At 69.5% G+C, this 12622-nt stretch carries 12 protein-coding genes; 2 read left to right on the top strand and 10 right to left on the bottom strand.

All coding sequences use genetic code 11. The features are described 5' to 3' along the window. Positions 1 to 180 precede the first annotated feature (180 nt). The 5 genes from KN815_RS38730 to KN815_RS38710 all read right to left on the bottom strand — a co-directional run bounded on the left by KN815_RS38730 (position 181) and on the right by KN815_RS38710 (position 3594). Positions 181 to 1392 carry an alpha/beta hydrolase gene (locus KN815_RS38730; RefSeq protein WP_216346495.1) on the bottom strand — a complete coding sequence of 404 codons (1212 nt, stop codon included), beginning with the start codon at positions 1390 to 1392 and terminating at the stop codon, positions 181 to 183. 232 nt (positions 1393 to 1624) lie between these two features. Beyond that, on the bottom strand, positions 1625 to 2749 hold the full coding sequence (tgmC, locus tag KN815_RS38725; RefSeq protein ID WP_216346494.1) for an ATP-grasp peptide maturase system methyltransferase: 1125 nt from the start codon (positions 2747 to 2749) through the stop codon (positions 1625 to 1627). Further along, entirely contained in the window at positions 2746 to 2880 is a 135-nt protein-coding gene (locus tag KN815_RS51945) for a hypothetical protein (RefSeq protein WP_308403697.1), read from the bottom strand. Before KN815_RS51945 ends, tgmC begins: the two co-directional genes overlap by 4 nt. Positions 2881 to 3018: 138 nt before the next feature. Further along, on the bottom strand, positions 3019 to 3321 hold the full coding sequence (locus tag KN815_RS38715; RefSeq protein ID WP_216346493.1) for a hypothetical protein: 303 nt from the start codon (positions 3319 to 3321) through the stop codon (positions 3019 to 3021). A gap of 105 nt (positions 3322 to 3426) precedes the next feature. Continuing rightward, complete coding sequence (locus KN815_RS38710) at positions 3427 to 3594, bottom strand: hypothetical protein (protein ID WP_216346492.1); 168 nt, start codon at positions 3592 to 3594, stop codon at positions 3427 to 3429. 442 nt (positions 3595 to 4036) lie between these two features. On the opposite strand from KN815_RS38710, the gene KN815_RS38705 reads away from it, so the two are divergent. After that, a complete protein-coding gene (locus KN815_RS38705; RefSeq protein ID WP_216346491.1) occupies positions 4037 to 5290 on the top strand; it encodes an NsdA family TPR-like regulatory protein in 1254 nt (417 codons plus the stop codon). 197 nt (positions 5291 to 5487) lie between these two features. On the opposite strand, the gene KN815_RS38700 is transcribed toward KN815_RS38705, so the two are convergent. The 5 genes from KN815_RS38700 to KN815_RS38680 all read right to left on the bottom strand — a co-directional run bounded on the left by KN815_RS38700 (position 5488) and on the right by KN815_RS38680 (position 10634). Beyond that, positions 5488 to 6165, bottom strand: a complete 678-nt coding sequence (locus KN815_RS38700) for a response regulator (RefSeq protein WP_078641194.1) — start codon at positions 6163 to 6165, stop codon at positions 5488 to 5490. Continuing rightward, positions 6162 to 7562 carry a sensor histidine kinase gene (locus tag KN815_RS38695; protein ID WP_216346490.1) on the bottom strand — a complete coding sequence of 467 codons (1401 nt, stop codon included), beginning with the start codon at positions 7560 to 7562 and terminating at the stop codon, positions 6162 to 6164. The genes KN815_RS38700 and KN815_RS38695 overlap by 4 nt, the downstream gene beginning before the upstream one ends. Beyond that, complete coding sequence (locus tag KN815_RS38690) at positions 7563 to 8576, bottom strand: DUF4429 domain-containing protein (RefSeq protein WP_216346489.1); 1014 nt, start codon at positions 8574 to 8576, stop codon at positions 7563 to 7565. An 86-nt stretch (positions 8577 to 8662) separates the two neighbouring features. Then, a complete protein-coding gene (locus tag KN815_RS38685) occupies positions 8663 to 9868 on the bottom strand; it encodes an alpha/beta hydrolase (RefSeq protein WP_216346488.1) in 1206 nt (401 codons plus the stop codon). Positions 9869 to 9968: 100 nt separating this feature from the next. Further along, the gene (locus tag KN815_RS38680) at positions 9969 to 10634 is read right to left on the bottom strand and encodes a TetR family transcriptional regulator (RefSeq protein WP_216346487.1); all 666 of its coding nucleotides are present in this window, start codon (positions 10632 to 10634) and stop codon (positions 9969 to 9971) included. Positions 10635 to 10762: 128 nt separating this feature from the next. Between KN815_RS38680 and KN815_RS38675 the strand changes: the two genes are divergently transcribed. Then, complete coding sequence (locus KN815_RS38675; protein WP_216346486.1) at positions 10763 to 12364, top strand: MFS transporter; 1602 nt, start codon at positions 10763 to 10765, stop codon at positions 12362 to 12364. The last annotated feature ends 258 nt before the right edge of the window (positions 12365 to 12622 follow it).

Genomic DNA, 12622 nt, shown 5'->3' with positions numbered 1-12622 from the left:
CGCCTGGGGCGCGGCGGGCGGTTGCCGTGAGGTGATGGCGAGCGTCGGGCCGTAGCCGCGGGTCGCGGCCGTCGCCTCGCAGGGGCGCCCCGCCCGGGCGGTCCGGTGCCGGGAAACGCGCACCCGGCCGACGGGTGGCCGACGGCACCCGGCACCACCCGGTGCCGGGCGGGGCCACGGTCAGATGAGACCGTGGCGGCAGTCCGGCCCCGTGCCCGGACTGCCGCCGTCCTCCTCGGCGCATCGCACATCGTCGAAGTCCCCGAGCGCGATCCGCGAGAAGTTGCGCAGCGAGTCGGTCCCCGGCGCGAAGTAGCCGGTGTGGCCATGGGCGCTCTCGGAGGAGACCACCCGGGCGCCGAAGGACGGATCGGTCGGGTCCTCGCCATGGCCCAGGCCCAGGAAGTCATAGCCGGTCACCCGCCGGATCCAGTCGGTGCGGTCCCGCGCCGCCCAGACCCGGGCCCCGGTGCGCAAGCCGTCGGCGCTGTCCGCGCGCATCCCCGGGCTGCCCAGCACCACCAGGTCCAAGACGCGGGCGCGGTCCATCGCGGAGGCGGCGAGACCGCAGACCACCGAGCCGTAGCTGTGGCAGAAGACGGCGGGCGGGGCGTCGGCGCTGTCCGCGGTGGTCACGGCGAGCCCCGCGAGGAACCGGTCCAGGCGGGGCGCGCCCGCCTTGGCCAGCCGGCTGGTGGCGGCGTCCGGGCCCAGCCCGACCGGGGTCGTATAGCCGACCCAGGCGATGACGGCGGTCGGGGTGGCGGGCGCGTCCTTGGCCATCCGCGCCCGCAGCGACCGCGCCATCCCGGCCGGGGCGCCGTACGGATCGCCCGTGCGGTCGAAGGCATCCAGATCGATGTCCGAGCCCGGCACGATCACGGCGGTGCGCCGGGCCCTCGCCAAGTCCCCGTACACCTCCGCCACTTGGCCGCGCCCACGCGGATCGAAGGCGAGGATCCGGCGGCCGGGTGCGAGCAGCGCCGCGTATCGCTCGGCGAGCGGGCTCGCGGGGTCGGCCTTCCGCTCCTTGTGCCAGGCGGCCCGGATCGCCCGGGAGTTGGCCTCGTACCGCAGGCTCGGCGGTGCGCCGTCCAGATTGCCGACCACGTCGGGATGCCGGATGACCAGCGCCCTCCGCTGGACGTCGGTGAGCCGGTCGAAGAACCGGGCGATCTCGGCGGGCGAGGTGGCCGCTGGATCGGGCAGTTCGCGCCCGGCCCCGCCCAGCGAATGGTCCGCCAGCCATACGGCGGTGCCGGGCGGCGGGCCGGTGATGGCCTGCTCCTCGTGGGCCACGGTCCAGCCGGCCGTCCCCGCCATGACGGTGATGGTGAGCGCCGCGGTGATCAGGCGTCGCGCGTAGTGCCTGGTGCGTAGCGTCTGGGACATGGCCGGGGCTTCCCTCTTCCGTCAGCGGTTCCGTCGGTGGATCCGTCGGTGACGGAGGGAAAGGTAGAGAGCCGTCGGGTGGCGGTACGTCACCCCCCGGTGCCAAGTGGGAAGTCATACCCCAGTAGGGGGTTGAGCGATATCGGCTGGTCCGGACAGTGAGAAGCCCCTGCCGTCCGGATGTGGAGAGTGGAACGACAGGGGCGAGAGGGGATTGACGGGTAGCTCGTGGTTACTGCCAGGTGAGGTGTTGTCCATCGGATTCCACGTGCAGCCTCAGCCGCTCGGCGGGCGGCCTGTCGGCATGGTGCCACTGCCTGATCTGGTCGCTGATGGAGTCCCACAGGCGGGCTGGGCCGCCCTGGCGGACCATCCATCGCCCATCGTCCTGGAACACGGTTGCCCATGCCCCGGCCTCCACGTCGATGATGACGTGTTCGTCTCGGCCGTTGCGGGACAGCGTGAAGCGCTGGGCCTGTGGCGCCGCGAACTGCGCGACGAACCGCGCTGTCCAGTCGTCCAGTACGTCACCCCCGATGTCCGTCGGCATGGCTTCCCCCGAGTCGAGATCCGGCAGTGTTCCCAGAGCCGGAGGAGTGTGGGGCCGCGCGAGCATGAATGAGACTTTTCCGCCAAGAACAGGGCCACTTGCTGTTCCGTCTTCCGCCACGGTCAGGCGTACCAGCTCAGATGCGTTCATCCACCCGCAGACGGTCACGAGGATTTCGCCTCCTACGCGGGTCTGAGAGATCCACTCCAAGGGGACCGTGCGTACTCCACATGTCGCGATCACGCGGTCATAGGGCGCGCTGTCCGCATGACCGGCCAATCCGTTACCGACAATCAAGTGAGGCCAGTAACCGAGTCCACCCAGGGCCATACCAGCCCGAACGGAAATATCCTGGTCCACCTCAATTGACGTCACGTTATCCTCACCGGCCACATGCGAGAGGAGCGCCGTTGAGTAACCCGTTCCAGTGCCGATTTCGAGTACCCGGGTCCCCTCACCTGCGTGAAGCTCCTCGAGCATGCGGACCACGAGACTCGGGAGGGTGGAAGACGAAGAGGGACGGTGCGAGATACGTCCCTCGATGTGACGCGGGGTGACCGAATCCGCAACCTGTGTGGTCAGCGTGTCATCCTCGTACACGCGGCGGAGCCGATCGGGGTTGTCGGCGAGGAACACGGGGCGGTACCAGCCCTCGTCTTCGTATTCGAACCACCCATCGGATAGAAACGCTTCGCGGGGAACAGCCATCATGGCGGCTTCCCATTCCGGGCTTCGCAATGCGCCGGATTCGGTTAGTTGCCGCGCGAGAGCCGCCCGTAGCCCCTCGGCAGAAATGTCGTCCGTCATGTGTTGTTCTCTCCGTTCTCCAACAGGTCGGCGATAGCTGTCGTGATGGGAAGTCCCGCCGCATCTTCCAGCCACGCCCATTGTCCATTCGGGTTGCATTCGAGAAACCACCATGTGCCGTCTGTGGTCACCGCGAAATCGAATGCCCCGAAGTTGAGCCCGAAACGAGCGAGGAACCGAACCAGTGCACGCCGCGTGCCGTCTGGGCACCGGATCGGTTCGTACGTCAGGTTCCGGTATTCGGCGCGCCAGTGTCTTCCCTGCTGCCTCTAATCCGACCAGGGAGTCGCAATCGCCATATTTGAAGGGCGACTGACCAGATCACGGCAACACATCTCGATGGGATACACGCCGTTCAGTGCGCGGCACAGCGACGCGTGATGTAACTCCGCCTCAGCCAATGTCAGCTCTAGCCGGTAGAGAGCTTTACCCAAACCAGGCCGTGAGAGCCACAGTTTCAGCGCCACGCCCTTTTCTGTGCGGACAAAGCGCTCTGCGGGATCGAACTCAATCCCATACGAGTCATAGTCTGGAATCTCCATCTCTTGCTCCTCGCGCACTTCCTTCACCACCTAGGCTTGTAAATCTGCTCTTGACAGTTCGGGCAGTGCGTCGCCCCCGGCGGAAATGGACCCTCATGCAGGCACGTCTTCGGTTCCTCGGACGGCTTCGGCGGCTCAGGGGGCTTCGGAGGCTTCAACTTCCTCACTGCCCGCCCCCTTTCGCCACGCCCAGCGACGGTTGGGCGAGAAAATCCAGATATCCAGATTCACGCCAATACCAGCCATGGCCTTGCGAAGATCCTTCATGGCCTGCGTCGCATCGCTCACCCGATCGTCACTCACCCGACCGCACCCCCCGTGTGCGGGCGCACCACACGACGCACGCGGGCGCACCCGCCCACCATGGGTGCGCCCGGGGGCATGGGCACCAACGGGCGCGTTGGTACCACCGGAGGCATGGGCACCGAGCTGGGCACCCGGGGCAACACCAGTGTGGGCCGGTCCAACGGCCGATACGGGGGCAGCGGATCGCCACACCGATGCCTACCGCAGCCGCGCCCTAACAGGACGCGTACCGCCATCCAGAGCCTTGAGATACGTTGGCTCACGCCAGCGCTCCCTTCCGAGCCTGGCCACGCCCCCGGATCGCTCGCAGCGCGGTTGCGGGGGTCCATCGTGGCTGTCCAGTTGTCGACTTCGCCCCGTAGCGGGGCGTGTCCACACTTGCGCTGAACATCGGTTGAGCCCATCCCACGGCCCTATAGGGCGGCCCTATATTTGAGACATGGGAGACGATCCCGGGGCCCTCTGGTCCCATCCGCAACTAGCGGCAGCCGTCCTCAGCGAAGATTGGGGCGCTGTCTTTCGCGCGTATCGGAAGCTCACCGGCCTCAGCCAATCGAGGCTCGGGGAACGCGTCGGACTGGCTCAGCCTGACGTGTCGGATATCGAACGCGGGCGCCGTCATGTGACCTCCGTAGAGGTTCGACAACGCATCGTGGAGGGGCTGGGCATACCCTCTCGTCTCCAAGCCTCAGCGGCCCCCATGACCATCGGTAAAGCCCCCGTCGCGAGCCTGACGCTCTCTGGCTCCGCTCCCGACGAAGACCTGCTTGCCCGCGTAACAAGCGTGGTTGAGTCCACTCACCGCGTGGACGCTGCCACCCTCGATTGGCTCGACCGGCTGCTTGCCGAGCACCGCCGAGCCGAGGACCGAATCGGGGCACGGCCGCTTGTCGACGTGATGCGCCAGCAACTCCATACGGTCGTCGATATGTTCTCAGGCGCACGCGGCCCGCTCGTCGATCGCGTCGTACGGCTCGCATCCGAACACGCGCAGTTCCTCGCGTGGATGGCGCAGGACCAGGACGATACGGCGACCGCGCTGACGTGGTACGACCGTTCACACGAATGGGCGTTGGAAGCCGGAGACGCCAACATGGCCGCCACGACGCTCAACATGAAGGCGCACATGGCCTGGTCCAAAGGCCGCGCCACCCGGTGCGTACGCCTTGCCGAGGCTGCCCGCTGGTCGGCCTCGGGCACGTCGCTCGGCGTGCAGGGGATGGCTGCTCAGATGGCTGCGAGAGGATACGCGCTCAGCGGTGAGGCAGACGACGCCCGCCGTTTGCTCGAGGAAGCGCAACGGCTCATCAACCGGGCGTCCGAGCGCCCTGAGGACGAGCCTGTGTGGATGTATTTCTACGACGAAACATGGTTCACCCTGCAACGCGGCATGGCGGCCATGCACCTACGTGATTGGCGGACTGCCGTCGAGCACATCACGGTTGGGCTCGACGCATTGCCAGACGAATACCGGCGCGACAAGACCTGGTTCCGCGCCTGCCTCGCGCATGCTCTTGCTGAGATGGGTGAGTCGACTCAAGCCGCCTCTGTGGCTATGGCGAGCATCCCTGACGCTGCCGCTGTCGGCCGCCCACATTCGTGGAACGAGTTGCACGCCATGGCCGCTGTGCTGCTGCGCCGAGGGGCGAAAGAGAGTCAACAGACCATCGCAATGCTTCGCGAGTACGACTGAAGAATGGCCAGTTCCACGAACGGCTAGCTGGTTCAGCGGACTGCAACAACGGCCACCCTCCGTCACACCACAGAGGGTGGCCGTTGTCACCGCCAGCCACCATCACAGTGCGTGCCGGGGTGGTTACAGGGTGGGTCGGGTCGAGGGGCCCATCACTTAACCCCATACCCCAGTAGGGGGTCGCGGCCCGGCCCGGGTCACTGACCCGGTGTCACCAGGCCCGACTCGTAAGCGAAGATCACCGCCTGGGCGCGGTCGCGCAGGCCCAGCTTGGCCAGCACCCGGCCGATATGCGTCTTCACGGTCTGCTCCGCGAGCACCAGTGACTCGGCGATCTCCTGGTTGGACAGGCCCCGCGCGATCAGCTCCAGCACCTCGGTCTCACGCGGCGTCAGCCCGCTGCGCCGGGCGGACGGGCCGTCGCGGCGCGGGGCCGGGCGCTGGCGGGCGAAGTCGGCGATCAGCCGGCGGGTGACGGACGGGGCGAGCAGCGCCTCGCCCGCCGCCACCACCCGGACCGCGGAGATCAGATCGGCCGGCGGGGCGTCCTTGAGCAGAAAGCCGCTGGCCCCGGCGCGCAGCGCCTCGTAGACGTAGTCGTCCACATCGAAGGTGGTGAGCATCAGGACCTTGGGCCGGTGGATGACCCCGCGCGGCGGGTCCAGCAACTGCCGGGCCGCTTCCAACCCGTCCATCTCGGGCATCCGGACGTCCATCAGCACCACATCGGGGTGGGCGCGACGGCTGACCTCCACACCCTCCCGCCCGTCGGGCGCCTCGCCGACGACGTCGATATCGCTCTGCGCGGCGAGCAGGGCGGCGAACCCGGCCCGCACCATCGCCTGGTCGTCGACGATGATCACCTTGATGGTCATGACGGGTCCGTCTCTTCGAGGTCTACCAGGGGGAGCCGGGCCGCGACGCGGAAGCCGCCGTCGGGAAGCGGGCCGGTGTCGAGCATGCCGCCGACGAGCCGTACGCGCTCGACCATGCCGACGAGGCCATGGCCGGTGCCGCTGGTCTCCAGGGGCTTGGTGGGTGCGCTGACCGGCGGGCCGTTGACCACCAGCAGGGTCAGCGCCGAGCGGTCCTGGGCCGCCGAGATGGCCACCCGGGTGGCGGCGCCCGGTGCGTGCCGCACCACATTGGCCAGCGCCTCCTGCACGATGCGGTACGCGGACAGCCCCACGGCCTGCGGCAGCGGTTCGAGCTCGGCCACCTCGTCCGCGATGGTCAGCGTGGTCGGTATGCCGGCCCGTACCGTCGCCTCGACCAGTTGTGGCATCTGCCGCAGCCCTGGCTGCGGCGCCCGCTCGCCACGGGTCTCCTCGCTGCGCAACACGCCCAGCAGCCGCCGCATTTCGGCGAGGGACTCCCGGGCGGTGGCGGCGATGGTGGAGAACTCCCGCTCCGCCTCGGTCGGCAGACCACCGATCCGGTACGGGGCGCTGTCGGCCTGCACGGTGATCACGGACATATGGTGGGCGACCACATCGTGCAGCTCGCGGGCGATCCGGGTGCGCTCCTCCAGCAGGGTGCGATGGGCCCGTTCGGCCTCGCTGATCGTCTCCTGCTCGGCCAGCCGCCGCTGGGCGTCGCCGCGCTCCCGCAGCGCCCCGGCGACCAGCAGCACCACTCCGCCGAGCACGAACAGCACGACATTGCTGCCGTTGCTCTTGTCCGGGAAGGCCATGCCGAGCGACAGTCCGGCGGTGCCGGTGACCAGCCACACCGCCACCAGGGTGCGGCGCGGTTCGCGCAGCGCGAGGGCGAGCAGCAGGAAGAGATAGCCGATGATCGGGCCCGGCAGCCAGGGCCACACCCGGTTCTCCAGGTGGTCGGCGGTGCCGAGCACCACGAAGGCGCAGACGATGTCGGAGAGGAGGACGATCCACCACGCCTGGAGGGGACGGGTGACGGACAGCAGCAGCGGGGTGGTCTGGACGATGGCGATCAGCGTGGCCACGCCGCCGCCCACCCCGTAGTCGGTTGAGAGGACCTGGGCGGAGGTGGGGAGCAGGATCGTGGTGAGGATCATCGCCACGCCGTACGGCACCCGGCGCAGCCAGCGCCGGGGCGACTGGGCGAACAGCGGTGTCGCCGGATAGCTGGGGGTGACCAGGGCCCGGGCGAGGGCGCCCGCCTGCCGCCGGGCGGCCTTAAGCAGGCTCTCGTGCGCGGTGGAGGAGGCGGCCGTGGAGGAGGCGGCCGTGGCGGAGGCGGCCGTGGCGGAGGCGGGGCCGGACGCCGGACCGGAGGAGGGAGCGGACACTTACAGCTCCGCCAGCAGCTCGGCCTTCTTCGCGCTGAACTCGTCGTCGGTGAGCAGCCCGGCAGTGTGCAGCTCGCCCAGATGACGGATGCGCTCGGCGATATCGGCGGGGTCGCGGCGCGCGGCGGCGGCCCGGTTCGGGGCCGGGGCGCCCTCGGTGCACGGGACCGGGGAGGAGGCCCGTATCGCCTCCAGGACGGCCGCGGCGAACGGCAGCGACTGGTGGACGAGGCCGTAGCCCATCCCGAACACGACGGCCGCCGGGTCCTTGTCGGGGCGGCCGGCGGGCTCGTCCTCGGCGGAGCGCCGCAGCAGCCGCAGATAGCCGTGGCCACCGCCCTTGGGGGCGGCCTTGCCGGTGCCGTTCCTGGCGGTGCCGTCCTTGGCGGAACCGCCTTTGGTGGAACCGCCCTTGGCCGAGGCGGCTTTGGCGGAGCCCTCCTTGGGGGCGGTGCCCGCCGAGCCCCGGCTCTCCGGGGACCGCCACTCCACACCGGTCAGCTCGTCGATCCGGAACCGCTGGTCCCCGACCTTCCACTTCTCCGAGGAGGCGCCGGTCCAGAACCAGCGGAAGGAGATCGCCTTGCCGTCGAAGGACGCCTTGCCGTCGTACGCCTTGAAGGACAGCGGCGCCGGGGGCACGGCCACCAGATGCGTCTCGGCGGGGATGTCCGCGTCCGGGCAGAGCGACTCGCGTATCCGCTCGGCGTAGTAGTCCGCGAGCGTCTCCCGCTCGGCCGGCAGCACCAGGCGGTACGGGTCGTACGCCTCCTTGAGCTGGCCGTCGGCGGCGTCCATCAGGGGGTCGGCGCCTGGTCTGGGCACGGCACGCAGCACCACCGTTCCCCGTTTGCCGACAGCCAGCTCCACTCCGGACAGCGCCTCGAAGGGGATGCGGCGTTCGCCGAGCGCCTGGAGCAGCTTCGGCGTGCGGATCCCCCGTTCGAAGCGGATGAGCATGGAGTCGGTGTCGAACTCCCAGACGGTCTGAAAACCGGCCAGTACATCACCCATGCGGCTCATCGTATGCGGCGGCGGGCCGCCCGTCCCCCCTCTGAGGCTACGCGCGTCACTAGAGTTTCCGGTGTTTGCGCCGGCCGTCAGCGTAGCCCCGCGGTGCAGTCGTCGCCGTTGCCGCAGCTCACGGACTGGACAGCGCCGATTCCCACCCGGGCGAAGTTGTCCAGGCTGGTCGTGCCCGGTTCGAAGTATCCGGCGTGTCCATCCGCCCCGTCCGCGGACAGCAGCCGGGCGCCGAAGCCCGAGGAGACCGGGTCCGCGCCATGGCCGAGCCCGCCGACCTCCAGATGCGGAATGTCCCCGATCCAGTCGCCGGAGTCGCGCATCGCCCACACCCGGGCGCTGGTCCCCAGGTCGGAGACGTGGTCGGCGCGCATCCCGGGGCTGCCGGCCACCGCGATATCGGTGACCTTGGGCGGCAGATCGCGGGCGGCGACCCCGCACACCACCGAGCCGTAGCTGTGGCACATCAGCGAGACCCGGGAGAGTGCGGGCAGCGCGTCGACCAGCGCGCGCAGCCGCACCGCGCCCTGGGCGGCCAGCTTGCCGGTGGCCGCGTCCATGCCGATCCCGGCGGGGGAGGTGTAGTCGGCCCAGGCGATGACGGCGGTCTTGGCCTCCGGGGCGTCGGCCCGCTCGTTCTCGTAGAGCGCGTGGGCCATCCCGACCGTGGCGGTGTACGGGCGCCCGGACTTCTGGAACGTCAGGATGTCGGTGTCCACGCCCGGCACCACGATCGAGACCCGGTTGGCGTGGGCGAGGTCGCCGAAGACCTCGGCGGCCCGTCCGGCGCCCGACGGATCGAAGGAGAGGATCTGCCGCCCCGGGCCCAGCAGGTCCTGGTAGCGGTTCATCCGGCGGGTCGCGTCCGAGCGGCCCATCGGGGTGAGCCGGGCGTCGTGCATCCGCTTGCGCTCGTCGCCGCGCGCCTGGGTCAGGGCGATGCGGTTGGCCCGGAACCGCAGGTCCACCGGCGCGCCGTTGAGATTGCCCACGGCCAGCGGATAGCGCCGCACCAGGCGGTCGGTCTGGGCCTTGGTGAGCGAGTCGAACCAGCGGCCGAGGGCGCGCGGCGAGCCGTACGGATCGGGCAGCGCGCGGCCGCCGAGCGATCCATGGCGCCAGGCGTCGATCGACGCGGAGAGCGCGGTCGGGGCTCCTCGGTGGCTCCGTACGGCCGTCCACCCGGTGGTGGCGAGGAGAACGAACACCACCGCCAGCGCGAGCAGGGCGCGCCAAGCGGTGGAACCGGGGGAGGGGGAGCCGAGCTCCGAGAAGGAAGTCACCGCGGCACACCCTAGGAGAAGCGCGGTGCCAGGTGCCAAATGCCGTGATTCATCTCACGTTTGACGGCGGGAATTCCTGGGAGCTATGTCGGAATTGGTGCTATTTATCCCATTGTCCGGCGAGGGTGGGGCCCACGTAATCAAGATGGAACGCGGTGAGGTCCCGCAGAGTGACCATGCTGTCCTCCTCGCCCTCGCCCCACAGCTTCCCGGACACCCGGATCACTCCGCTGAACATCGCGACCAGCAGCCGCGGCCGGGGGTCGGCGTCGATGTCCAGCCCCTCGCGGCGGGCGATCTCGCTCGCCAGCCGCTCCTCCATCTCGGCGGTACGGCGCAGATGGACGGCCAGCAGGCTCGGCGTCGACTCGATCACCCGGTACATCCGCATATGGAGCTCCGGCGGCACCATCTGCTCGATCGCCTCCCCGATGCTCCCCCAGGCGTCGAGCACCGCGCCGCGCAGCGCGGCCAGCGGTGCCTCGTCCGCGGGGCGCCCGCACAGGGCGGCGAAGAAGTGGCACTCGGCCGACTCCTGGCTGGCGAAGGCGACCTCCTCCTTGTTGGTGAAGTATCGGAAGAAGGTGCGCTGGGAGACCTCGACCGCCTCGGCGATCTCGTCGACCGTCGTGTGCTCGTATCCCTGACGGGTGAACAACTCCAGCGCGGAGCGCACCAGGGCGTTCCGCGTCCGCTGCTTCTTGCGCTCGCGCAGCCCGGGCGGTGGTGGCGTCTTCTGGTCCGCCACTGCCTCGTCCGTTGTCACCTATCGGCTCGCTTTCTGTCGGCTCGGGGGCCGCGTTGCGGCTGCTCAGAATACCTGTGACGGAAACGTCAGTTACCGGCGGATGAATCGGTTTGTCAATTGTCAGACGCTGACATTAGTGTCCGGTCATGACCTCTTCGACCGCCGTCGCCGATTCGGCGCCGGAACCTCCCATAACCGAGGCCCCCAAGGGGCTTCGGGGTCATCCATGGCTGACGCTCCTCACCGTCGCCCTCGGCGTGACGATGGTCGCCCTCGACGGCACGATCGTCGCCATCGCCAACCCGGCCATCCAGAAGGACCTCGGCGCCTCGCTCGCCGATGTCCAGTGGATCACCAACGGCTATCTGCTGGCCCTCGCCGTCGCGCTGATCACGGCGGGCAAGCTGGGTGACCGCTTCGGTCACCGCCAGACCTTCCTGATCGGCGTCATCGGCTTCGCCATCTCCTCGGCCGCCATCGGCTTCTCCGGCGAGGTGTCCCTCGTCGTGGTGTTCCGGGTGCTCCAGGGCCTGTGCGGCGCCCTGCTGATGCCCGCGGCGCTCGGCCTGCTGCGCGCCACCTTCCCCGCCGAGAAGCTCAACATGGCGATCGGCATCTGGGGCTCGGTCATCGGCGCCTCCACCGCCGCCGGCCCCATCGTCGGCGGACTGCTCGTCGAGCATGTCAACTGGCAGTCGGTCTTCTTCATCAACGCGCCCGTCGGCGTGCTGGCGCTGGTCCTCGGCCTGCTGCTGCTGGTCGACCACCGCGCCGAGAAGGCCCCGCGCTCCTTCGACCTCCCCGGCATCGTGCTGCTCTCCGGTGCGATGTTCTGCCTCATCTGGGCGCTGATCAACGCCGCCGACTGGCACTGGACCGACCAGCGCACGCTGCTCTTCCTGGGCCTCGCGGTGGTCTGCTTCGTCGTCTTCGTCTTCTGGGAGAGCCGGACGCGGGAGCCGCTGCTGCCGCTCAGCATGTTCCGTTCGGTGGCGCTGAGCGCGGGCACCGTGCTGATGGTGCTGATGGCCTTCGGCTTCATGGGCGGGCTGTTCTTCGTCACCTTCTATCTTCAGAACGTGCACGGGCTGAGCCCCGTCGACAGCGGGCTGCGGCTGCTGCCGCTCACCGCGATGATGATCGTCGCCTCGCCGCTGGCCGGTGCGCTGATCACCAAGTTCGGGCCGCGGATGCCGCTGGTGAGCTCCATGGTGATCACCGCCGTCTCGATGTTCGGCCTCTCCCGGCTGGACGTGAACAGCGGCGGCCTCGAGATGTCCATCTGGTTCGCCCTGCTGGGCCTCGGCCTCGGCCCGGTGATGGTCGGCGCCACCGAGGTCATCGTCGGCAACGCCCCGATCCAGCACGCCGGTGTGGCCGGCGGCCTCCAGCAGGCCGCGATGCAGGTCGGCGGCAGCCTCGGTACGGCCGTCCTGGGCGCGGTCATGGCGGGCAGGGTGGACAACACGCTGCCGCAGAAGTGGGCCGACGCGGGGCTGCCGCCGATGCCCGAGGGTGCGGAGTCCAAGGCGTCGGACGCCGTCGAGGTCGGCATCGCGCCGGTTGCCAAGGGCACTCCGCCGGAGATCGCGGGGAAGATCACGGCCGTCGCGCATGACACCTTCGTGTCAGGGATGGGGCTCGCCTTCACGGTGGCCGCTGTCGTCTCGGTGGTCGCGGCGCTGGTCGCGAGCTTCACCAAGCGCGGCGAGAACGCGGAGGCGGCCGGCGGGAGCGTTCACATCTGACCCCTCGCGGTCAACCCCCTATCAGGGTGGACCTTGATCGACCCCATGGTGGCGAACGGGAGTTGGCGGACACGCTGGCTCCCGTTCTGTTCTTTCCACCTGTTTTTCGACACGGGGAGTGAAGCGCAATGCGCAAGATCGTTAAGACCGCCGTTTCGGCTCTGGCCCTCACCGCGGCCCTCACGGCGACTGTCGCCGCCAGCCCTGCCCCGGCGGCGACGGCGGTCCCGGTGGCCCCGGCCGCGACGGCGGCGACGG

This window comes from Streptomyces niphimycinicus (genome assembly GCF_018883605.1).
In the GTDB taxonomy this organism is placed as follows: domain Bacteria; phylum Actinomycetota; class Actinomycetes; order Streptomycetales; family Streptomycetaceae; genus Streptomyces; species Streptomyces niphimycinicus.
Note: the sequence above shows the minus strand (reverse complement) of the source record. Positions and strands in the feature narration are given on the sequence as shown.